Raw genomic sequence first — 20,943 nt, forward strand, 5'->3', positions numbered from 1 at the left:
GGCGGCACAGATCACGCCGGGCGGCCGGATCGGCCGCTCGGCGGCGGCCACGGTGACCGTTCGTCTCCGCCCGGTGGCCCGTCCGCAGCAGGACGGCACCTTCTCGGCGAGGATTGCCGCGAACGGACCGTTCGGACTTGGTGGGCCGCCGCCTGGGTGAGCACCATGGACAGGATGAACGGGCACGCTCATGCAGAAGGGCGGTGAGGACGGGTGACGCTGCTCGATGTGGACCGGGATCACCCGCGGGCCGCCGATCCGGCGACGGCGACGGCCGACATCGGCGCCGGCAGCGGACCGTCGTGGCTCGACGCGTGGCTCGACCGGCACGGCGCCGACCTCGTCGGCTGGCGACGGATCCTGCATGCGGTTCCGGAGCTCGCGCGTTCCGAGCACCGGTCCACCGCGTTGGTTGCTCGCTGTCTGATGGCGGCGGGGCTCGAACCGTGCACCCTGCCGGGCGGTACGGGCCTCGTCTGTGACGTCGGATACGGCGATCGGTGTGTGGCACTGCGCGCGGACCTCGACGCGCTGCCGCTGAGGGAGGCCACCGGCCTGCCGTTCGCGTCCACCGTCCCCGGTGTGATGCACGCCTGTGGGCATGACGCGCACACGGCCATGGTCCTTGGTGCAGGGCTCGCGCTGGCCTCGGCGTCGTCGCTGCCCGGACGGGTCCGGCTGATCTTCCAACCGGCCGAGGAGGTGCAGCCCGGTGGGGCGCTCGACGCGGTGTCGTATGGCGCGATGCAGGGCGTGGAGCGGATCTTCGCGCTGCACTGCGACCCGCGGCTCGAGGTCGGCAAGATCGGCACCCGGATCGGACCGATCACCTCGGCGTGTGACGTGCTGGAGATCCGGCTCACCTCGCCTGGCGGGCACACCGCGCGCCCGCATCTGACCGCTGACCTGGTTCAGGCCATCGGACTGCTGATCACCCAGATGCCGCTGCTGCTCGCCCGGCAGGTCGACCCGCGGTCGGGCACGGTGCTGGTGTGGGGCGCGGTCGAGGCGGGCGATGCCGCGAACGCGATCCCGCAGCACGGGGTGCTGCGGGGCACGCTGCGCACCGCCGACCACGCCACCTGGGGCGAGCTCGAAGGCAAGATCCGCGCCTTGGTCGCGGCCTTGCTGGCGCCCACGGGGGTGGGCTACGTGCTCGACCACATCCGTGGGGTGCCGCCGGTGGTCAACGAGGAGGTCAGCACCGGCATGCTGCGCGACGCCGCGGTGGCCGCGATCGGCCCCGCCGCGGTGACGGCCACCGAGCAGTCCAGCGGGGGCGAGGACTTCGCCTGGTACCTGGAGCATGCCCCGGGCGCGATGGCGCGGCTCGGGGTGTGGCCGGGAAGCGGCCCGATGCGCGACATCCACCAGCCGACCTTCGACCTCGACGAGCGCGCTCTGCCCTTGGGTGTCCGCATCCTGGCTCGCGCGGCCGTCTCCGCCCTGACCCCCGCGAGTCGCGGTATTTCCGCGACCGAGTCGGGGTGATCCGTCCACAACTGGGCCGAGTCATCCACAGGTCGACAGGACCTCCTGCCCGACCGGCCCTGGTTGGGCAACGGTCGGGGCATGAAGCTCCCATCGACGGGCATGCACGGCGCCTGCCTGCGCAGTGATGCGGTCGCCGTACTCGGCGAGTACCGGGTCCGGGCCGCGCTGGAAGACGGTGAACTGGTCTCCACCTGGGCCGGCGTGGTCGCCGAACCTTCGCGTGCTGCCGATCCCCGCACCATCGTCGCGTCGGCGGTCCTCGCGGGCGGTGACAGCGTGATCGTCGCCGGCCCGACCGCCGCCCGGCTGCACGGTTGCACCGCCGCCGAGATGCTGCCGGTCCACCTTGTCGCACCGTATGGCCACTGGATGCGATCCGTGCCGGGGCTCGTGGTGCACAACGGGCGGTTCCTCGACCGGGACCGCGACTGCGTCGACGGCCTTGCCGTCCTGGGGTTGGAGCGGGTGGTGACGGATCTGTTGTGCCGCAGCCGGCCGCAGGATGCGCTCGCGGTCACCGATCAGGTGCTGGCGCGGTTCGAGCCGACCGAACGGAGCGCCTTCCGGGCGCGGATCGCCGACCGGCTCGATGAACGCCCGGACCCCCGAGGCACCCGGGCCGCGCGGCAGCTGCTCCAACTGGCAACCGGGCGCGCCGAGTCGCCTGCGGAAAGCTGGTTGCTCTGGACGGTCGTCGATCTCGGCTTTCCGGTGCCCGAGGCCAACTGGTCGGTTCGTGACCTTGACGGGGTCGAACTCTATCGGCTGGACCTCGCCTGGCCGACGCTGCGGATCGCCGTCGAGTACGACGGCTATGCCGCTCATGCCGGCCGCGGCGAGCAGGACGCGGCGCGGATCCGGGATCTTGAACGCCGCGGTTGGTTGGTGATCATCGTTGGCGCGGCGGATCTCGGTGAGCCGGTGAGGCTGGAGCGAGAGCTCAGCGCTGCTCTATCAGCCCGCGGGTGGGATCTTCGGCAGCGGCGGGTGGGCGCGGCGCGTCGCCGTCGACACCGCGAGTGGCAGGCGTCCTGACCCCGACTCGCGCACGGAAATACCGCGACTCGCGCACGGAAATACCCCGACTCGCGGGGTTAGAGGGACTTGCGGCTGGGGCGGTTGCGCAGCTCGGCGACGTAGTCGTCGGGAGCGCCCGCCTGCTCGGCGGCATCGGCGATCACACCCAGGTACCGCGCCGACGGCGTCCCGCCCTCATAGGCGTCGAGCACATAGATCCACGCCAGTAGGTCGCCCTCGAGAGTGTGCACCCGCAGCCGCAGCTTCTTGTGCAGCCCGAGCTCACCACCCTCCCACCGGTCGAGCTGGGCGGCGTCGTGCTCGGAGACGTCGTAGAGGACGACGAAGACCTGCGAGCTCGGGTCCTCGACGACCGTCGCGAGCGCGCCCTCCCACGCGAAGTCCTCACCGCCAAACGTCAACCGCCAGCCCTGCAGCCACCCCGTCCCGGCCATCGGCGAGTGCGGGGCACGCTCCTTCATCTGCGCCGGATCCATGTTCGACCCGTAGGCGGCATACAGCGGCACCGTCACAGACTAGTAGCGTCGCACCGGGCCCGAACGGCGGACCTCGCTCGTCGGCCGCGGGGAACGCGCAGCGTACGGTTTGCCGGCGAGCACTGCATGAACCGGAGGGACGGGACGCGTGACCCGGATCGTGATCATGGGCGGTGGCCCGGCAGGCTATGAGGCGGCCCTGGTCGCGGCCCAGCACGACAGCGACGTGACCGTCGTCGAGCGCGACGGAATGGGCGGCGCCTGCGTCCTCGATGACTGCGTCCCGTCCAAGACGTTCATCTCCAGTGCCGCTGTGCGCGTCGACCTGCACCGCGCCGAGGACCTCGGCGTGCTGCTCGACCGCGACACCGCGGCGATCGACCTGCCGAAGGTGCACGGCCGGGTCAAGGGGCTCGCTCTGGCGCAGTCCTCCGACGTGCGCGCCAGGGTCGAGCGCGAGGGCGTACGGATCATCGCGGGCACGGCCGCGTTCAGCGGCCAGCCCTCGCCGCACGCGCCGCACGTCATCGAAGCGCGGCACGCGGGCGGAGAGCGCGAGGACCTGCTGGCCGACGTCGTCCTGGTCGCCACCGGTGCGACGCCGCGGATCCTGCCCCGGGCCCGGCCCGACGGCGAGCGCATCCTCACCTGGCGTCAGCTCTACGACCTGCCCGAGCTCCCGGAGCACCTGATCGTCATCGGGTCCGGGGTGACCGGTGCCGAGTTCGTCTCCGCCTACGTCGAGCTCGGCTGCCGGGTGACGCTGGTCTCCAGCCGCGAACGGGTGCTGCCGGGCGAGGACGCCGACGCCGCCACGGTGTTGCAGGAGGTGTTCACCGAGCGCGGGGTGAACATCCTGTCGAAGGCGCGGGCGGAGTCGGTCGTCCGGGACGGCGACGGCGTCCTGGTCACGCTGGCCGACGGACGAACCGTCCGCGGCTCGCACGCGCTGATGACGGTCGGCTCGGTGCCCAACACGACCGACCTCGGTTGCGAGAAGATCGGCATCGCCACCGACGCCGGCGGGTTCATCACCGTCGACCGGGTCTCGCGGACCTCGGTCCCGGGGGTGTACGCGGCGGGGGACTGCACCGGCGTGCTCATGCTCGCGTCGGTCGCAGCCATGCAGGGCCGGATCGCGATGTGGCACGCGCTGGGCGCGGGCGTCGCCCCGCTCAAGCTGCGGACCGTCGCGGCGAACGTGTTCACCCGTCCCGAGATCGCCACCGTCGGGATCAGCCAGCGCGCCATCGACGCCGGCGAGATCGCGGCGCGCACGGTCATGCTGCCGCTGGCGACGAACCCACGGGCGAAGATGCGTGGGCTGCGCCGCGGATTCGTCAAGCTCTTCTGCCTGCCGACGACGGGCGTGGTGATCGGCGGCGTGGTGGTCGCACCGGTGGCCAGCGAGCTGATCCTGCCGATCGCCATGGCCGTGCAGAACGGCCTCGCCGTCGACGATCTGGCCCACACCTTCTCGGTCTACCCTTCGCTGTCCGGGTCGATCACCGAGGCCGCCCGCCAGCTCATGCGGCCCGACGAGCTGGACTAGCCGCCGCCCGGCGGAACTCAGGGCCGGCTCCGGGCCATCCCCGATCCGTTCCCGTGGCGTCGCGGCGATGCTCGAGGCATGACCACAGTTCGGGACACGGCGAGGTTTCCCCTCGTTCCGGTGCTGCTCGCCGGCGTCGGTGCACAGTTCGCCGACGATGCCCTTCTCCTCGTGCTGCCGGTACTCGCGCCGGTGTCGGCGGTGCTGACCATCCTGCTCACCGCCGGTGCCGCGCGGCTGGTGACCCGCGGGTCGCACGGTCCGGTCGTGGCGCGTGCCGGGCTCGCGGTCGGCGCGGTGTCGGCCGGGCTCGGGTTGCTGTTCAGCGGCCTGGGCTGGCTGTCGATGGTGTTCGCCACACTCACCTTGATCGCCGGGGTCGCCGGGGCCGTCGCGCGGCGTCCCGGGGCCACTGTTTGATCACGAACCGGCGCTCGGGTGGCGCCGGCGCCGATAGGCTAGGCCGGGTGTTGGGACGGCTGGGACCGGTGGAACGCGCACGCGCCTGGCAGGAGCTGGGTGCCGAGCAGTTCGACGTCGTGATCATCGGTGGCGGGGTCGTGGGCAGCGGCGCGGCGCTCGACGCGGCCACCCGCGGCCTGCGGGTCGCCATGGTCGAGGCCCGCGACCTGGCCAGCGGCACGTCCAGCCGCAGCTCGAAGCTGTTTCACGGCGGGTTGCGCTACCTCGAGCAGCTGGAGATCTCGCTGGTCCGCGAGGCCTTGCGGGAACGCGAGCTGATGCTGACGCGGCTGGCCCCGCATCTGGTCAAGCCGGTCAGCTTTCTGTATCCGCTGACCCATCGACTCTGGGAGCGGCCCTACGTCACGGCGGGGCTGACGCTCTACGACTCGATGGGGGGCGCCCGCTCGTTGCCCCGGCACCGGCAGCTCACGCGGGCGGGGGCGCTGCGACTGGCCCCGGCGCTGCGGCACGACGCACTGATCGGCGGCATCCAGTACTGGGATGCCGAGGCGGACGACGCGCGGCACACCCTGACCGTGGCGCGTACCGCGGCACATTACGGCGCGGTCGTCCGGGCCTCGACCCAGGTCGTCGGCTTCCTTCGGGAGGCCGACCGGATATCGGGCGTGCGGGTGCGCGACAGCGAGACGGGCGAGGAGATCGACGTCGCCGCGCACGTCGTCATCAATGCGACCGGGGTGTGGACCGACGAGATCCAGAAGTTGTCCGGCGGCCGCGGCCGATTCCGGGTCCGGGCCTCCAAGGGAGTGCACGTCGTCGTTCCCCGCGACCGGATCGTGTCCGACTCCGGGCTGATCCTGCGCACCAAGCATTCGGTGCTGTTCGTCATCCCTTGGCGCGGCAACCACTGGATCGTGGGGACGACGGACACCGACTGGAACCTCGACCTGGCCCATCCGTCCGCCACCCTGGCCGATATCAACTACCTGCTCGGCCGCGTCAACGAGGTGCTGGCGACGCCGTTGACCCACGACGACATCGAAGGGGTCTATGCCGGGTTGCGTCCGCTGCTGGCCGGTGAGGACGAGGCGACGTCGAAACTGTCGCGGGAACACGCCGTCGCCCGTGTCGCACCGGGTTTGGTGGCGATCGCGGGCGGCAAGTACACGACCTACCGGGTGATGGCCGCCGACGCCGTCGATGCCGCCGCCGTGGACATCCCGGCCAGGGTCGCGCCCTCGACCACCGATCGGGTGCCGGTGCTCGGCGCCGACGGCTACCACGCCCTGGTCAACCAGACCGAGCAGATCGGCTCGCGCTATGGGTTGCACCCCTATCGGGTCCGGCATCTGCTCAACCGTTACGGATCGCTGCTCGAGCATGTGCTCGCGGTGGCCGAGGGCCGTCGTGAGCTGCTCGCTCCGATCCCACAGGCCGAGGACTACCTTCGGGTCGAGGCGGTGCACGCGGCCACCCACGAGGGTGCTCTGCATCTGGAGGATGTGCTCACCCGGCGTACCCGGATCTCGGTCGAGTACGGCCACCGCGGAGTGGCGTGCGCCCGGCACGTCGCCGAGCTGATGGCGCCGGTGCTGGGCTGGGACCCGGCGACGGTCGACCGGGAGGTGTCGATCTACGGCGCGCGTGTCGACGCGGAGCGGGAGTCCCAGACACTGCCGGACGACCTCGCCGCCGACGCCCGGCGGATCGCCGCCCCGGAGGCGCGCCCGCTCATCCTCGAGTGCACGGCCTGACGCGCGGCCTGGACATGCGAAAGCCCCGGCGAACCGGCTGCAGTCCGGTTCGCCGGGGCGTCGCACGATCGTCAGCTGGTCTGCGCGAGTGGCTCTCGGCAGCCGCTGAGCGTGCACACCGGCACGGTCGGGAGCTGTTCCCGGATGGCGGCGTTGGTGCTGGTCCTGGTGAAGGGCCAGCGCCCGGTGAAGCGCTGGAGATACCAGTAGAGGAACAGGTAGTCGCGCGCTTCGGGGTCGGCGACGAACACCGGACGCCCTGGGAGTTGCTCGACCCAGCTGCTGTAGGCGCTCATCGCGATGGCGGGTGGGCGGGACGCCCGGTGGGTGGTGAGCCAGTCCTCCGCCCGGTGGCGCCAGGACCTCAGCGCGATCGGGTGGAGGGTGGCACCGGGCAGTTCACGCAGGTTCATCGTGAACGTTGTGATCAGGACCCCGTCCGCGGTGTGTGCGGCCGAGGCCAGGCTGAGCAGGGAATGTGGGCCGGGAATCGGCCCATCCACGTGAATGTGACTCGTCACGTACACGTTGTCGAGGGGCATGACGGATCCTTGGGTCCGTGGTGACGGTGGACGTGTTCGCGGCGCGGCTTGGCCTGCGTGGCGAACGGATCCGCGGCGCGGTCTCGTTCCGCGTGGCGGAATCAACCGGGCCCCGTGGATGATCACACGGGTACATCACTGCCTGTCCGCTATGTACTTGTTCAGCACGGTGCGGTTCGGTGTGGAAGAACCTGGCGGGGCCACGTTAGGCACCGAACGAGTTGCTGTCAATCTCGTCGGTGGCGAGTCGACCCGCGACGATGATGTCGACCCGGCGGCCGTCGACCACCCACGCAGCTCGTTGCCTGCCCTCGATCGTGAACCCGCAGATCGACCCGACGCGGGCGGCGGCATCGTTCTCCTCGGCCCAGGCATGCCCGACGCGGTGCAGCCCGAGCCCGCCGAACCCGAACCGCAACGCGGCCGACACCGCCGGGGCGATGCCGCGGTCACGGCCCATCGGCAGCGCCCACCACGTGAGGTTCGCGGCACCGATGGCCGGGTTCAGGTCGGCGAGGACCACCTCGCCGACCATCTCACCGGTCGTGGGCTCGCAGACCGCCCAGGAGCAGGCGCGGCCCGCGGCCCAGGCGGCCGCCCGTTCGGCGACGAGGGCGCCCGCGGCGTCGAGGGTCGGCTCCGGGCCGTGTCGCCAGCGCGTGATCTCCGGGTCGAGTGCGGCGGCGAGCACGGCCGGCCGGTCGTCGATGCGGTTGTCGGCACGCAACGCGCGCAGATACCAGGTTCCGGCGTTGATCTCGATGGGTTCCATCTGCGCTCCGTGCCGACGGGTGCGGAACTGTCAGCACACCGTCCGGCAGTCACGGCTCACGTGATCTCGCAGATCACGGTGCCCTGGGAGACCGAGCTGCCCGCCTCGGCGGACAGTCCGGTGACCGTGCCGTCCTTGTGCGCGGTGACCGGGTTCTCCATCTTCATCGCCTCCAGCACGACGATGAGGTCGCCGGCGGACACGGCGTCGCCGTCGGACACCGCCACCTTGATGATCGTGCCCTGCATCGGGGCGGTCACGGCGTCGCCGGAGACCTTCGCGCCGCCACCCCGGCCGGCGCGCTTACGTGGTGTGGCCCCCTTGGCGGCGGTCCCGGTGGCGCCACCGAACGTCAGGTCGCCGGGCAGCGAGACCTCGAGCCTGCGTCCATCCACCTCGATCACGACGCTCTGCCGCGGCGCCGCGGCGTCGGCGTCGGCCACGTCGTCGTCGAACGGCGCGATGGTGTTGTTCCACTCGGTCTCGATCCAGCGGGTGTGGACGGTGAAGTCCTCCGCGCGGTCGGCGGCGAAGGCGGGGTCGTCGACGACGATGCGGTGGAACGGGAGCACCGTGGCCATGCCCTCGACCTGGAACTCGGCCAGTGCCCGGCGGGAGCGCTCCAGTGCCTGCGCGCGGTCGGCGCCGGTGACGATCAACTTGGCCAGCAGCGAGTCGAACTGCCCGCCGATGACCGATCCGGCCGCCACGCCGGCGTCGACGCGCACTCCCGGTCCGCCCGGGAAGGTGATCGCGGTGACGGTGCCGGGGGCGGGCAGGAAGTTGCGCCCGGCGTCCTCGCCGTTGATCCGGAACTCGATCGAATGCCCGCGCGGCTGGGGGTCCTCGAGCAGAGGCAGCGGTGCACCCTCGGCGATGCGGAACTGCTCGCGCACCAGGTCCAGCCCGGAGGTCTCCTCCGAGACGGGGTGTTCAACCTGCAGCCGGGTGTTGACCTCCAGGAAGGAGATCAGTCCGTCCTGGCCGACGAGGAACTCCACGGTGCCCGCGCCGTGGTAGCCGGCCTGCTTGCAGATGGCCTTGGACGCGTCGTGGATGGTCTTGCGCTGCGCGTCGGTCAGGAAGGGCGCGGGCGCCTCCTCCACGAGCTTCTGGAACCGGCGCTGCAGCGAGCAGTCGCGGGTGCCCACGACGATGACGTTGCCGTGGACATCGGCGAGCACCTGCGCCTCGACGTGGCGCGGCCGATCCAGATAGCGCTCGACGAAGCATTCGCCGCGGCCGAACGCCGCGGTGGCCTCGCGCACCGCCGACTCGTACAGCTCGGTGATCTCCGACAGCTCCCGGACGACCTTCATCCCGCGTCCGCCGCCGCCGAACGCCGCCTTGATGGCGACGGGAAGCCCGTGCTCCGCGGCGAACGCGACGACCTCGTCGGCCGAGCCGACCGGGTCGGTCGTCCCGGGCACCAGCGGGGCACCCGCGCGCATCGCGATATGCCGCGCGGTGACCTTGTCACCGAGGTCGCGGATGGCCTGCGGGGTCGGGCCGATCCAGACGAAACCGGCGTCGATCACCGCCTGGGCGAAGTCGGCGTTCTCGGCGAGGAAGCCATAGCCGGGATGGATGGCGTCCGCCCCCGCCCGCCGCGCCGCCCCGATGATCTTGTCGAAGTCGAGGTAGGACTCGGCGGCGGTGTTGCCACCCAGGGCGAAGGCCTCGTCGGCCAACCGGACGAACGGCGCATCCCGGTCCGGGTCGGCGTAGACCGCGACGCTGCCAAGCCCGGCGTCCCTCGCGGCGCGGATCACCCGAACGGCGATCTCGCCCCGGTTGGCGACGAGAACTTTGCGCAGCTTCGGCACTTCGGCCTCCTCGTGACTGGGCCGGGCCCGATCCGCCGGCGCACTGGGTTATCGCGGATTCTAGAAGTTCACACCCGGTACGCCCGACGCGAGCAGATGTGGCGTACCCGACGCTTTCGCCCATGACCCACCCGATCAGGTTCTCACCGTCCGGGGGAGCGCAGTCGCGGCGTCCGGTCGCCGACCGTCGAGGACACGCGGGCGTGGCGGGCACCACGACCGGGCCCGTGAAGCCGCTCCCGCAGCTCCGCCACCCCTCGAGGCGGAACTGCGGGAGCGAAGGATGCGGCGATCACCTCGGATCGCGGGTCGGGGGGCTCGGCGAGGGCGCCGGGGAGCTCGGGCGGGCGGATGCCGGCACCGGTCGTGAGCCGCCGGTGGTGGTGGCCGAATGCGGGGGAGGGTTCAGTCGCCGCACCTACCGCCGCTGGCTGCGGGGACCCGCCGTGCGGCCAACTGGTCGGCGAACACCGGGTCGCACGCCCACAGCGCGCTCATCCCGAACACCCCGATCGCGAGCGCGGCGCTGGTGGCGCCGTGAGCGGTCCGGTCGGTCCGCATCTCCGGGGCCAGGTCGTGCTGCTCGCGGCGCAGGCGCGCCAGCGTCCGGTCACCGAGCCTGCTGCGCCGTGGCGCCACGCTCAGGTGGACGAGCGCGACCCCCGTGACGAGCAGCAGCGCGAGCAGCAGAGGCCCGGCCGGACGCGCGTTCGCCAGCTCGGAGAGCAGCCGGACCAGACCAAGACCCGCGACGGCCAGCATCCACCGGCCGATCTGGCGGATCGAGTGGCGCTCGTCGGCCGTCAGCAGCAGGCCCGCATCGGTGAGCCTGCGGTCGATCTCGGCCAGCACGTCGGCCACCGGGCGGTGAAAGCGCAGCCGGTGCCGCGGCACCGGGACCGCGGCGGTGCGGTGGATGGCCTGTTCCAGGGCGTCGGCGCCCACCGGGGCCGGGCCGCTGGCCCGGACGTTGCCGCGGCCGGCGGTGACGATCGCTCCGGTGCGGTGCATCGAGCTCAGCGCCGAGTAGACCGCGAGGTCGGCGCCGTCGTTGAGATAGGCCACCTCGTGGGGTCGGCTGGTCAGGTCGGGAACCGGCCGATCGCCGCGGCGATCGGCGATGACGCGCCGGGCCCGCGCCGCGGCCACCCAGACCGCCGCCGCGATCACGAGATAGGCCATCAGGAACGTGGTTGCGCTGATGCCCCAGGTGTCGCTCGTCGCTACGGGTGAGCTCACTGAACTCCTCCAGAGCCGTCCTCATGAGACGAGTCAGAGTCTGCTCAGCGCGGCGAGCGGACGGAACGTTCTTGACCAGGACTTGAGGTTGGTGTAGCGGCGCTCGCGCTCAGGCCGTGGCGGTGCGGACCTGGTTCTTGATGCGCGCCAGGATCGCCGCCATCCCGCGCAGCCGAAGCGGGCTCACGGCCTGGCTCAGCCCCAGCGCGGTGTAGAAGTCGTTGGGGACGGCCAGGACGTCGGCCGCGGACTCCCCGTCGAGACCGGTGTGCATGATCGCGGCAAACCCGCGCGTCGTGGGGGCTTCCGGCGGTGCGGAGAAGAACAGGTGCACCGTCCGCTCGGCCGCGTCCTCGCCGGGGGCGACCTCCACCGCCAGGAACAGTGGCGACTGGCACTCGTGCACCTGCTCCATCGTGTCCGCTGCGTCGGCGTAGCGGGCGGGCAGCGCCGGCAGCTCCCCCGACAGTTCGAGCAGCAGCTGCAGCCGGTCGGACGGCCCGATGTCGGCGAAGTCCTCGACCAGCTCCGCCAGCCGCGGGGGCAGCGTCCGCCGTTCCTGGGTGCTCATACCTGTCCGCGCTCCGGTCCGGTCGCGATCGGGACCCGCACCGTGTTGCCCCATTCGGTCCAGCTGCCGTCGTAGTTGCGGACCTTCGGAAAGCCCAGCAGGTGGGTCAGCACGAACCAGGTGTGGCTGGAGCGCTCGCCGATCCGGCAATAGGCCACCACGTCGTCGGTCGGCGCGAGCCCCTGTTCCCGCAGATAGATCGCCTCCAGCTCGGCGCGCGGCTTGAACGTCGCATCCTCGGCCGCCGCGCGGGCCCACGGCACGCTGGCCGCGCCGGGGATGTGCCCGCCGCGGACGGCGCCCTCCTGCGGATAGTCGGGCATGTGCAGCAGTTCGCCGGTGTACTCACCGGGCGAGCGGACGTCGACGAGGGCCTTGCCCAGGTGCGCGAGAACGTCGTCCCGGAATGCCCGGATGGTGCGGTCGTCGCGTTCGACCACCGGGTAGTCGGCGCGGGGTGGCTTCGGCAGCGCGCCGGTCATCTCGCGGCCCTCGGCGATCCACTTGGCCCGGCCGCCGTCGAGCAGCCGCACGTCGGGATGGCCGAACAGGCTGAACACCCACAGCGCATAGGCGGCCCACCAATTGTTCTTGTCGCCGTAGAAGACCACCGTGGTGTCCCGGGAGATGCCCCGCTCGGCGCACAGCTCGGCGAACCGGGCACCGTCGACGTAGTCGCGGGTCACCGGGTCGTTCAGCTCGGTGTGCCAGTCGACCTTCACCGCACCCGGGATGTGCCCGGTGTCGTAGAGCAGGACGTCCTCATCCGACTCCGCGACCACGAGGCCGTCGGTCCCCAGGTTCTTCGCGAGCCAGTCGGTGGTGACGAGGCGCTCGGGGTGGGCGTACTCGGCGAGTTTCGGATCGGTGTCGTAGGGCACTGCCATGAGGTAAGGGTAGTCGTCGTCAGCCTGCCGCGCGTCGGATCTCAGCCGGTCCGGTCATGACTCCACAGCTGCACGGGACTGACGCCGACCCCGGCCAGCAGACGCCGAACCAGCGGCAGGCTGATACCGATCACGTTCGACGGATCGCCGTGAATGCCTTCGACGAACCAGCCGCCGAGTCCGTCGAGGGTGAAGGCACCCGCGACGGCCAGCGGCTCCCCGGTGGCGAGGTAGGCCTCGAGCTCGGCCTCGGTGGGTTCGCCGAAGCGCACGGCGGTCGTGGCGTGTCCCTCGGCGACCCGGTCGATCTCACCCGCGGCCAGCCGCAGCACGGCGTGCCCCGTGACGAGCTCGCCGGTCTCACCCGCCATCGCCTTCCACCGCTGCCGCGCCTCGGCGGCGTCGGCGGGTTTGCCGACGATCGCGCCGTCGATGTGCAGCATCGAGTCACAGCCGATGACGAGGGCCTCGGGGTGGTCCCCGGCGATCTGGCGGGCCACAGTGGTCGCCTTCGCCCCGGCGAGCATGGTCACCAGCTCGCCCGCGCTCGCCCCGGGCATGGCCGCCAGCAACGCGTCCTCGTCCACGTTGGAGCGCACGACGAGAGGGGCGAGGCCCGCGGCGCGCAGCACGGCGAGCCGGGCCGGTGACGCGGAGGCGAGGATGACGCGCACGGGACGACAGTACGCCCGGTACGCCCGGTCTCCGGGGCGCGATCGCCGATCCGACGGTCAGCCGGCCGCGGGCTCCACCTCGTCCGCCAGTGCTGGGCGCGGCGCCGGCACCGTGGCGGTCGTCGTCGCGGGCTTCTGCTTGGTGACGAACGCGTGCCGGGCCGCGGCGAAGCCGCTGCGGTCGTCGAAGATGTCGCGGCTCATCTCCGCGAGCTCCCGGATCCGGTAGGTCTCCAGCGGCCGGTGCCGCTCGTCGAGCTCCCGGGTGGTCCGCTTGGTCGTGAGCAGTCTCACGTACTCGGCGTCGGCGGCGAGCGCGGCGGCGTACTCGAGCGCGGCGGCGGGGAACTCGGCGGGGTCGCCGGTGAGTACCTCGTCGGCGAGCCCGATCCGGACCGCCTCGGCGGCACCGACCGGATCGCAGGCGGTGGTCAGCCGTTGCGCCTGTTCCTCGCCGACGCGTCGGGGCAGGACGTAGGTCCAGTACTCCGAGCCGTACAGGCCCATCGTCCGGTAGTGCGGGTTGAGCACGACGCCGTCCCGCAGCAGCACGCGGTCGGCGCCGAGCGCCAGCATCACGCCACCCGCGCCCGCACCGCCGCCCACGGCCGAGATCACCAGCTGTCCGGTGCAGGTGATGATCTCGCGGCAGACGTCGTTGATCGCATTGATGTTGCGCCAGGCCTCCGCCATCGGATCGGCGTGGGCCTCGATGACGTTGAGATGCACGCCGTTGGAGAAGACCTCGCCACCCTGGAAGAGCAGCACCTTCGTGTCCTGCGCCGTCGCGTGGCGCAGCGCCGCGGCCAGCCGGTGACACTGCGCGGTGGACATCGCGCCGTTGTAGAAGTCGAAGTGCAGGATCCCGACGTCCCCCACCCGTCGGTAGCTGATCTCGCGGTACCCGTCGTTCTCGCTGTCCGCCTCGAGCGGCTCGAGCGCCTCCGGGACCCAGACGACCGCCCGGCCGAGGGCCATGGCGGCGGGCAGCTTGACCGCCGGGCGCGCATCGGACGCGAGGCGTTTGGCATGTCCCACCCACACCGCGCCGTCACCGGTGCGGACGAGCACGGCTCCGTGTCGGCGCAGCGCGATCGTGCCGGGTTCGCCGGGAGGCGCCGATCCGGGGTACGCGTCGAATACCGACACCGGGATGTCGGCCAGCGTCGTGCGGACGCCGGGGGAGCCGTCGGCGGCCCGGATCCGGCGCAGGATGTCCTCGGTCGAGTCGGACCAGCTGAAGGCGCGGTCGGCCTGCTTCATCGTGGGGCGCAGCCGGCCGATCACATCGGGGTGGGCGTAGTCCAGCGGTGTGGGTTCGAACGTCGGGTCGGCGGCCTTGGCCACCACCTCGTGGATCAGGCTGATCGCGGCATCGGCCACCGCGGTGTTGTAGAGCGTGCTCTTGCGCGCCGGATCGGCGGGCATCGGGAAGGTGCGCGTCGCCCAGATCGGACCCGCGTCCATCTCGTCGATCGCCTGGAGGGCGGTGACCCCCCACACCGGTTCGGCCCCGGTGATCGCCCAGTCCAATGAGGACGATCCCCGGTCACCCATCGGCCCGGGGTGAATGATGATCGTCCGGTGCTTCTGCCAGACCTCGTCGGGAACCCGCTCGCGCAGGAACGGGCACAGGACGAGATCGGGTTCGCGCTCTGCGACCGCGCGGACGACCAGGTCCGGGCCGGCGGCAAGCTGCACCGAGACCTCGTGTCCGGCGGCGCGCAGCTCGGTCCAGGCTCGCTGGCTGAGACCGTTGAAAGCAGAGCAGAGCAGCAGGATCCTCAAGACGACTCCGGATTCGTGTGCCGTGCAGTGCGCATCCAGGCGGGTGGGGTCGCGCAGGCCGGGGAGCGGCAGGGACGGGCACGACGCTACCTCTTGATGTTCGCGGCCGAACTGCGCCGATCGACGTAGTGGGGCGGGCCGGATGGGTCAATGCGCGGTGTGTCGGCGGGAGCGCTCGCGTCCGCGGCGCGGACAAGTTGCCTGATGGGCGCGATGGTCCCCGATCACGCGAGGGGATCCCTCCCGGGAGAGGAGATGTTCCTCACTCGCCGGAGTTCGACAAATGGGCATCTGTGTGCGCTCAGTGGCACTCTCCTCACACGAGTGAGTGCGGAACGTCATCCTATCGAGTGGCCAAGGGCGCGGGTTCTTGTATCTTCCTCGCGATGAATCGGGCGGCGAGGCGCCCCGAGGGCCTTGAGGAGAGGGTGGTGGCCGGGTGATCAGGAAGCTGCTCGAGTACCTGCCGCGCGGCAACACGTTGGACGCCAAGGCATGGCAGCGTCGGCACCGCTTGCTGCAGTGGATCCTGCTGGCGCACGTGCCGGTGATCGCGGTGCTGGGGCTCTCCCTCGGCTGGTCCGTCATGGCGGTCGGTGCCGCGTTGATCGCCCCGATCGCCGGACTCGTCCTCGGACACCTGATCCGGCACCGCCGGCTCGCGTCGTTCTTCATCACCGGCGGGTTCGTCTCCTGCTCCCTGGCGTTGGTGCTGCTCACCCGGGGCACGATCGAAGCGCACTTCCACTTCTTCATCATCATCGGCTTCATCGCGCTCTACCAGGACTGGGTTCCGTTCCTGTGGAACGCCGTGTTCACCACGGTCAGCCACGGCATCGGCGTGATCGGCTTCGGTGCGTTGATCTTCAACCACCCGGCGGCGCAGGCGAACCCGTGGCTGTGGTCGTTCATCCACGGCATCGCGGTGCTCATCGCCTGCGCCGGTGTCGTGATCTTCTGGAAGATCACCGAGGACGAGCAGTCCGAGAAGGAGGAGCTCGGCCGCCAGCTGATCACCGCGGACGCGGAGATCGGACGGCGCAGGTTCGCCTCGGACCTGCTGGTCAACCTCGCGCGGCGGAACCAGTCGATGCTCCACAAGCAGCTCGACATCATCAACCAGCTGGAGGAGAAGGAGCAGGACCCCGACGCGTTGGCCGAACTGTTCCGGCTCGACCACCTGGCCACCCGGGTGCGCCGCAATGCCGAGAACCTGCTGGTGCTCGCCGGTGAGCAACCGCCGCGTACCTGGTCCGCGCCGGTCCCGCTGCGTGATGTCGTGCGTGCCGCGATCGCCGAGACCGAGGACCTCGACCGCGTCGTGTTCGTCGTGGACGACCAGGCGGCGGTGGCCGGGCACACCGTCGCCGACCTCACCCACCTGCTCGCCGAGCTGACCGAGAACGCGGTCCGGTTCTCCCCACCCGAGACCTCGGTGACGATCCGTACCCGGCCCAACCCCCGGGACGAGGGCGGGCAGCTGCTGACCGTCGAGGACTGGGGCGTCGGCATGCCCGAGGACGAGATGGCGGCGGCCAACGCGATGCTCGCCTCGCCGCCCGAGGTGGACCTGTCGGTCTCGCAGCGCCTGGGATTCCACGTCGTCGCCCGCCTGGCCGTGCGGCACGGTATCGAGGTCTCGCTCAGCGCCACGCCGGGGACGGGGGTCACCGCGGTGGTCGTCCTGCCGAGCGCGCTGTTCACGTCGGCGCTCGCCGCGGGCGCGACCCAGTCGTTGCGGGCCGGGCCGGTCCCCGCGCCTGCGGCGCCCACGCTCAACCGGGGCGCCCACGCCTCCGTTCCCGGCCCGTATCCGCGGCCGGAGCCGACGTACGTGACCAGCGGCGCGGCGGCGGCCACGACGACCGCGGTGCAACCGGGCCGGGACGAGACCTGGGTTCCCCCGCGGCCCCCGGCCCCGGCCACGATGCTCCCGTCCTTCGGGGAGAGCGACGGTTGGACGGGGTGGTGGGATCCGAGCGATCGCACCGCGGCCGGCGGCTCGAACGCCCGGCCGGACGCCGCCGGGACATCCTCGCCCGCCGTCACGTCGGCGCCGCCCGAGGCTGCCCGGACACCGGCTGCCGAGGCGTCGGCCCCGTCCGTCGCCGCGCCGACACCGTCGGCCGAGTCGTCCGCGCGGCACCCCGCACCCACCCCGCGGTCACCGATCCCACAGCCGCGCACAGTGGAGGCGCTCTCACCGCGTCCATCGGTGTCCGTGCCGAGTCCGGGCGGGTTGCGACGCCGGGTGCCGCAGTCACATCTGGCCCCCGAGTTGCGCCAGCCCGAGCCGGAGGCGGCCACGGTCACGGCGCCCAGTCCCGAGGCCGCCAGGGCGCTGTCCCGCTACCAGGCGAGCCGGCAGGCGGCGCAGGCGGTCGTGGAGGGCGAGCCCGAAGGACAGCCCGGTCGAGGAGAGGTGGACCAATGAGCTGGCGTGCGACTGAGGTCGAGGAGGCGCGGTGACTGGCGCGGCTGGTCGGTTGGACTGGTTGCTGGTTGAGTTCGCCCGTGACGTCCCGGGAGTGGTGCACGCGGTGGTGGTGTCCGGCGACGGACTGCGCCTCGCCACATCCCCCGGGGTCGCCGTCGCCCTCGGTGACCAGTTGTCGGCGGCGGCGTCCGGGCTGGTCAGCCTCGCCCGGGGAACCGCGCACCTGCTGAACGCGGGGGCCGTGACGCAGACGATCCTGGAGATGGCGGGCGGCTACCTGTTCGTGACGGCGGTCAGCCAGGGCGCGACCCTGGCCGTGTACGCCGACCGCAGCTGCGACATCGGGCTGGTCGGCTACGAGATGACGATGCTGGCCAATCGGGTCGGCCACGCCTTGACCCCGGCGCCGCGCAGCGCCACCGGGGGCTAGCGGTGACCCCCGAGGATCCTGGGCGCGCCGCGGGCCGCGTCGTCCCCGTCTACGCGGTCACCGGCGGCCGGACCCGTTCGACGGGCCGGGAGCTGCCGGTGGAGGCGCTCGTCACGGTGACGGCGGCCGGCGGACGTTCCGCCGAGCTGCAACTGGAGTACCGCACGATCGTCGAGCTGGCGGTCGTCCCGATCTCCCTCGTCGAGATCGGTGCAACGCTCGGGGTGCCGGTGGGCGTCGCCCGGGTGCTCGTCGGCGACCTCGCCGACGCCGGCTATCTGGACATCCACCTGCCGCCGTCGGCCAGCTCGGACGAGGGACCCAGCGCCGAGGTGCTGGAGCGACTGTTGGAGGGGTTGCGTGCGCGCTGAACAGGACACGGCGCTCATCCCGCTGAAGGTTCTGGTGGCGGGCGGATTCGGGGTGGGGAAAACCACCCTGGTGCGGTCGATGTCGGAGATCCCACCGCTGCTGACGGAGCAGGCGATGACCACCGCGTCGATCGGGATCGACGACGCCATGGTGGTGCCGGACAAGCAGACGACCACTGTGGCGATGGACTTCGGCCGCATCACGGTCGACGACTCGCTGATCCTCTACCTGTTCGGCACGCCGGGACAGTCGCGCTTCTGGTTCATGTGGGACGAGCTTGCCCGCGGCTGTGTCGGAGCCGTCGTGCTCGTCGACCTGCGCCGGGTGGACGACTGCTTTCCGGCGATCGACTACTTCGAGAACCGGCGGCTCCCGTTCGTCGTGGCGGTGAACGAGTTCCCGGGTACGGACGCCTACGACGACGCCACCGTCCGCGATGCGCTCGCCCTTTCCGCCGACTGCCCGCTGGTGCGGATGGACGCGCGACGGCCCGACTCGGGGCTCAGCACGCTCATCACGCTGGTGGAGCACGCGCTGGCGCGCACGACGGCCGCAGCGAGCTGACGGACCGGCGGTGCCGCCGCTCAGCGCGGATGTTCGCTCCGCGGGCTCCGCTCAGCGCGGCAGCGCCGCCGCCTGCCAGGCCCCGGGGCCCGGGTGCAGCGGGGTGCGCAGCCGCCGGGCCGGGTCGGACCACAGATCGCGCTTCCGCGCCGGGATGACCCGGGGGGCCGCGGCCGCCGCGGCGAGCACCGCGGTCAGCGCGGCCACCTCCTCGTCGCTCGGTTCGCCGCGGACGATCCGGAACAGCGCGCGGCGCTCCTCCGGGGTCTGTTCCTCGGTTACCTTGCCCACGATCAGCTCTCTTTCCGCAGCTCAAACCCCCCGGTGAGTGCGTAACAGTGTTCTAACACTGTTACGCACTCACCGGGGAAGCCGCTACAGGGGGATGTTGCCGTGCTTGCGGGCGGGCGCGGTTTCGCGCTTGGTCGCCAGGCTCCGTAGCGCCCGGCCCAGATGGCCGCGGGTGTGCGAGGGCGGGACGACCGCGTCGATGTAGCCGCGGTCGGCGGCGAGGTAGGGATTGCAGAGGGTGTCCTCGTACTCCTGCTGCAGCTGCGCCCGGCGCGCGGCGAGCTCGTCGCCCTCCAGCCCGGCGAGCTGCTTGCGGTAGAGGATGCCCACCGCGCCGGACGCGCCGGTCACCGCGATCTGTGCGGTGGGCCAAGCGAGGTTGAGGTCGGCACCGAGGTGCTTGGAGCCCATGACGTCGTAGGCACCGCCGTAGGCCTTGCGGGTGATCACCGTGAGCTTCGGGACGGTCGCCTCGGCGTAGGCATAGATCAGCTTCGCGCCGCGGCGGATGATCCCGTCCCATTCCTGTTCGGTGCCCGGCAGGAAGCCCGGGACGTCGACGAACGTCACGACCGGGATGTTGAACGCGTCGCAGGTGCGGACGAACCGCGAGGCCTTCTCCGAGGCGTCGATGTCCAGGCAGCCCGCGAACTGGGTGGGCTGGTTGGCCACCACCCCGACGCTGCGGCCCTCGATGCGCCCGAAGCCCACCACGATGTTCGGCGCGAACAACTCGTGGACCTCGAGGAACTCGCCCTCGTCCACGACCCGGTTGATCACCTCGCGGATGTCGTAGGGGGTGTTCGGCGAGTCCGGGATGATCGCGTCGAGCTCCCGGTCGCTGTCGGTGAGGTCGTCGGCGATCGATCCGGACATCGGCTCCGGCGCCGGGAACGACGGGGGCTCGGACAGGTTGTTGGACGGCAGGAAGCTCAGCAGCTCCTTGACATAGGAGATCGCGTCGTCCTCGTCGGCGCCGAGGTAGTGCGCCACGCCGGACTTCGTGTTGTGCGCGCGTCCGCCGCCGAGCTCCTCCATCTCGACGTCCTCACCGGTGACGGTCTTGATCACGTCGGGGCCGGTGATGAACATGTGGCTGGTCTCGTCGACCATCACCGTGAAGTCGGTGAGCGCGGGGGAGTACACCGCCCCGCCCGCGCACGGGCCCATGATCAGCGAGATCTGTGGGATCACCCCGGAGCTGCGCACGTTGCGCATGAAGATCTCGCCGTAGAGGCCGAGGGCGACGACACCCTCCTGGATCCGCGCCCCGCCGCCGTCGTTGATCCCGATGACGGGGCAGCCGACCTTGGCGGCATAGTCCATGACCTTGACGATCTTCTCGCCGTAGACCTCGCCGAGCGAGCCGCCGAAGACCGTGGCGTCCTGGCTGAACACCGCGACCGGGCGGCCGTCGATGGTCCCGGTGCCGGTGACGACGCCGTCCCCGAAGGGCCGTTTGTCCTGCATCCCGAAGTTCGTCGAGCGGTGCCGCATCAGCGCGTCGAGCTCGATGAACGAGCCCGGGTCGAGAAGCTGGTCGATCCGTTCGCGGGCGGTCTGACGGCCCTTGGCGTGCTGCCGCTCGACCGCCGCCGCGGAGCCGGCGTGCACCGCCTCGTCGTAGCGCCGGTAGAGGTCGGCCAGCTTACCGGCGGTGGTGTGGATATCGGGCTCGCCGGGGAGATCCCCGTGGGCCCCCATCGGCTCGGTCGCGGCGCTCATGAACGGGGAGCCTAACTCGCCGCGGGCCGCATGTGATGGTCATCCGAGGGCGGTCTGGGTCACGTGCCCGCGCGGGCGCGGCGGG

20 protein-coding genes are annotated in these 20,943 nt (G+C 71.5%); 9 read left to right on the plus strand and 11 right to left on the minus strand.

Going from position 1 to position 20,943, the window contains the following annotated elements:
* Positions 1-213 precede the first annotated feature (213 nt).
* A complete protein-coding gene (locus ACFQE5_RS00960; protein ID WP_379581652.1) occupies positions 214-1,491 on the plus strand; it encodes an amidohydrolase in 1,278 nt (425 codons plus the stop codon).
* A gap of 81 nt (positions 1,492-1,572) precedes the next feature.
* Positions 1,573-2,529: a hypothetical protein gene (locus ACFQE5_RS00965; protein WP_379581654.1), complete on the plus strand. Its 957-nt coding sequence runs from the start codon at positions 1,573-1,575 to the stop codon at positions 2,527-2,529.
* A gap of 59 nt (positions 2,530-2,588) precedes the next feature.
* Here ACFQE5_RS00965 and ACFQE5_RS00970 read toward each other — a convergent pair whose 3' ends face one another.
* On the minus strand, positions 2,589-3,038 hold the full coding sequence (locus ACFQE5_RS00970) for a gamma-glutamylcyclotransferase (protein ID WP_379581808.1): 450 nt from the start codon (positions 3,036-3,038) through the stop codon (positions 2,589-2,591).
* 118 nt (positions 3,039-3,156) lie between these two features.
* Here ACFQE5_RS00970 and ACFQE5_RS00975 point away from each other — a divergent pair, with 118 nt between their 5' ends.
* The 3 genes from ACFQE5_RS00975 (at position 3,157) to ACFQE5_RS00985 (ending at position 6,740) form a co-directional block, all read left to right on the plus strand.
* Positions 3,157-4,560, plus strand: a complete 1,404-nt coding sequence (locus ACFQE5_RS00975; protein WP_379581656.1) for an NAD(P)H-quinone dehydrogenase — start codon at positions 3,157-3,159, stop codon at positions 4,558-4,560.
* A gap of 78 nt (positions 4,561-4,638) precedes the next feature.
* Positions 4,639-4,980, plus strand: coding sequence for a hypothetical protein (locus ACFQE5_RS00980; RefSeq protein ID WP_379581658.1), 342 nt, complete (start codon positions 4,639-4,641; stop codon positions 4,978-4,980).
* Between the two features lie 47 nt (positions 4,981-5,027).
* Positions 5,028-6,740, plus strand: a complete 1,713-nt coding sequence (locus tag ACFQE5_RS00985) for a glycerol-3-phosphate dehydrogenase/oxidase (protein WP_379581660.1) — start codon at positions 5,028-5,030, stop codon at positions 6,738-6,740.
* A gap of 71 nt (positions 6,741-6,811) precedes the next feature.
* Here the strand turns inward: ACFQE5_RS00985 and ACFQE5_RS00990 are convergent, their stop codons facing one another.
* The 8 genes from ACFQE5_RS00990 to ACFQE5_RS01025 form a co-directional block, all read right to left on the minus strand.
* Entirely contained in the window at positions 6,812-7,282 is a 471-nt protein-coding gene (locus tag ACFQE5_RS00990) for a hypothetical protein (protein WP_379581662.1), read from the minus strand.
* 205 nt (positions 7,283-7,487) lie between these two features.
* Positions 7,488-8,054, minus strand: coding sequence for a GNAT family N-acetyltransferase (locus ACFQE5_RS00995; RefSeq protein WP_379581664.1), 567 nt, complete (start codon positions 8,052-8,054; stop codon positions 7,488-7,490).
* Positions 8,055-8,110: 56 nt separating this feature from the next.
* Positions 8,111-9,880, minus strand: coding sequence for an acetyl/propionyl/methylcrotonyl-CoA carboxylase subunit alpha (locus ACFQE5_RS01000; protein WP_379581666.1), 1,770 nt, complete (start codon positions 9,878-9,880; stop codon positions 8,111-8,113).
* Positions 9,881-10,285: 405 nt separating this feature from the next.
* Entirely contained in the window at positions 10,286-11,119 is an 834-nt protein-coding gene (locus ACFQE5_RS01005) for a TIGR04222 domain-containing membrane protein (RefSeq protein WP_379581668.1), read from the minus strand.
* Between the two features lie 109 nt (positions 11,120-11,228).
* Positions 11,229-11,690 (minus strand): SufE family protein, encoded by a 462-nt coding sequence (locus tag ACFQE5_RS01010; RefSeq protein ID WP_379581670.1) that lies wholly within the window; start codon positions 11,688-11,690, stop codon positions 11,229-11,231.
* A complete protein-coding gene (locus ACFQE5_RS01015) occupies positions 11,687-12,577 on the minus strand; it encodes a sulfurtransferase (RefSeq protein WP_379581672.1) in 891 nt (296 codons plus the stop codon). The genes ACFQE5_RS01010 and ACFQE5_RS01015 overlap by 4 nt, the downstream gene beginning before the upstream one ends.
* A gap of 41 nt (positions 12,578-12,618) precedes the next feature.
* Positions 12,619-13,251, minus strand: coding sequence for a Maf family protein (locus tag ACFQE5_RS01020; protein WP_379581674.1), 633 nt, complete (start codon positions 13,249-13,251; stop codon positions 12,619-12,621).
* Between the two features lie 57 nt (positions 13,252-13,308).
* Positions 13,309-15,039, minus strand: coding sequence for a hydrogenase maturation protein (locus ACFQE5_RS01025; protein WP_379581676.1), 1,731 nt, complete (start codon positions 15,037-15,039; stop codon positions 13,309-13,311).
* 439 nt (positions 15,040-15,478) lie between these two features.
* Here ACFQE5_RS01025 and ACFQE5_RS01030 point away from each other — a divergent pair, with 439 nt between their 5' ends.
* From ACFQE5_RS01030 to ACFQE5_RS01045, 4 genes are read left to right on the plus strand one after another with little or no spacing between them, the layout of a single operon-like run.
* A complete protein-coding gene (locus ACFQE5_RS01030; protein ID WP_379581678.1) occupies positions 15,479-17,473 on the plus strand; it encodes an ATP-binding protein in 1,995 nt (664 codons plus the stop codon).
* A gap of 31 nt (positions 17,474-17,504) precedes the next feature.
* Positions 17,505-17,906 (plus strand): roadblock/LC7 domain-containing protein, encoded by a 402-nt coding sequence (locus ACFQE5_RS01035; protein ID WP_379581680.1) that lies wholly within the window; start codon positions 17,505-17,507, stop codon positions 17,904-17,906.
* A 2-nt stretch (positions 17,907-17,908) separates the two neighbouring features.
* Entirely contained in the window at positions 17,909-18,277 is a 369-nt protein-coding gene (locus tag ACFQE5_RS01040; RefSeq protein ID WP_379581682.1) for a DUF742 domain-containing protein, read from the plus strand.
* Positions 18,267-18,842: a GTP-binding protein gene (locus ACFQE5_RS01045; protein ID WP_449301257.1), complete on the plus strand. Its 576-nt coding sequence runs from the start codon at positions 18,267-18,269 to the stop codon at positions 18,840-18,842. The genes ACFQE5_RS01040 and ACFQE5_RS01045 overlap by 11 nt, the downstream gene beginning before the upstream one ends.
* A 51-nt stretch (positions 18,843-18,893) precedes the next feature.
* Here ACFQE5_RS01045 and ACFQE5_RS01050 read toward each other — a convergent pair whose 3' ends face one another.
* Together ACFQE5_RS01050 and ACFQE5_RS01055 are read right to left on the minus strand one after the other, a co-directional pair.
* The gene (locus tag ACFQE5_RS01050; protein WP_379581684.1) at positions 18,894-19,133 is read right to left on the minus strand and encodes an acyl-CoA carboxylase subunit epsilon; all 240 of its coding nucleotides are present in this window, start codon (positions 19,131-19,133) and stop codon (positions 18,894-18,896) included.
* Between the two features lie 84 nt (positions 19,134-19,217).
* A complete protein-coding gene (locus ACFQE5_RS01055) occupies positions 19,218-20,858 on the minus strand; it encodes an acyl-CoA carboxylase subunit beta (protein WP_379581686.1) in 1,641 nt (546 codons plus the stop codon).
* Positions 20,859-20,943 lie beyond the last annotated feature (85 nt).

It is taken from the genome of Pseudonocardia hispaniensis (assembly GCF_042658695.1).
Lineage (GTDB): Bacteria > Actinomycetota > Actinomycetes > Mycobacteriales > Pseudonocardiaceae > Pseudonocardia > Pseudonocardia hispaniensis.

Excerpts from the sequence above, each read along its gene's own strand:
- ACFQE5_RS00995 (WP_379581664.1), bottom strand. The coding sequence starts at position 8,054 with ATGGAACCCATCGAGATCAACGCCGGAACCTGGTATCTGCGCGCGTTG.
- ACFQE5_RS00965 (WP_379581654.1), top strand. The coding sequence starts at position 1,573 with ATGAAGCTCCCATCGACGGGCATGCACGGCGCCTGCCTGCGCAGTGAT.
- ACFQE5_RS01015 (WP_379581672.1), bottom strand. The coding sequence starts at position 12,577 with ATGGCAGTGCCCTACGACACCGATCCGAAACTCGCCGAGTACGCCCAC.
- ACFQE5_RS00980 (WP_379581658.1), top strand. The coding sequence starts at position 4,639 with ATGACCACAGTTCGGGACACGGCGAGGTTTCCCCTCGTTCCGGTGCTG.
- ACFQE5_RS00990 (WP_379581662.1), bottom strand. The coding sequence starts at position 7,282 with ATGCCCCTCGACAACGTGTACGTGACGAGTCACATTCACGTGGATGGG.
- ACFQE5_RS01010 (WP_379581670.1), bottom strand. The coding sequence starts at position 11,690 with ATGAGCACCCAGGAACGGCGGACGCTGCCCCCGCGGCTGGCGGAGCTG.
- ACFQE5_RS01055 (WP_379581686.1), bottom strand. The coding sequence starts at position 20,858 with ATGAGCGCCGCGACCGAGCCGATGGGGGCCCACGGGGATCTCCCCGGC.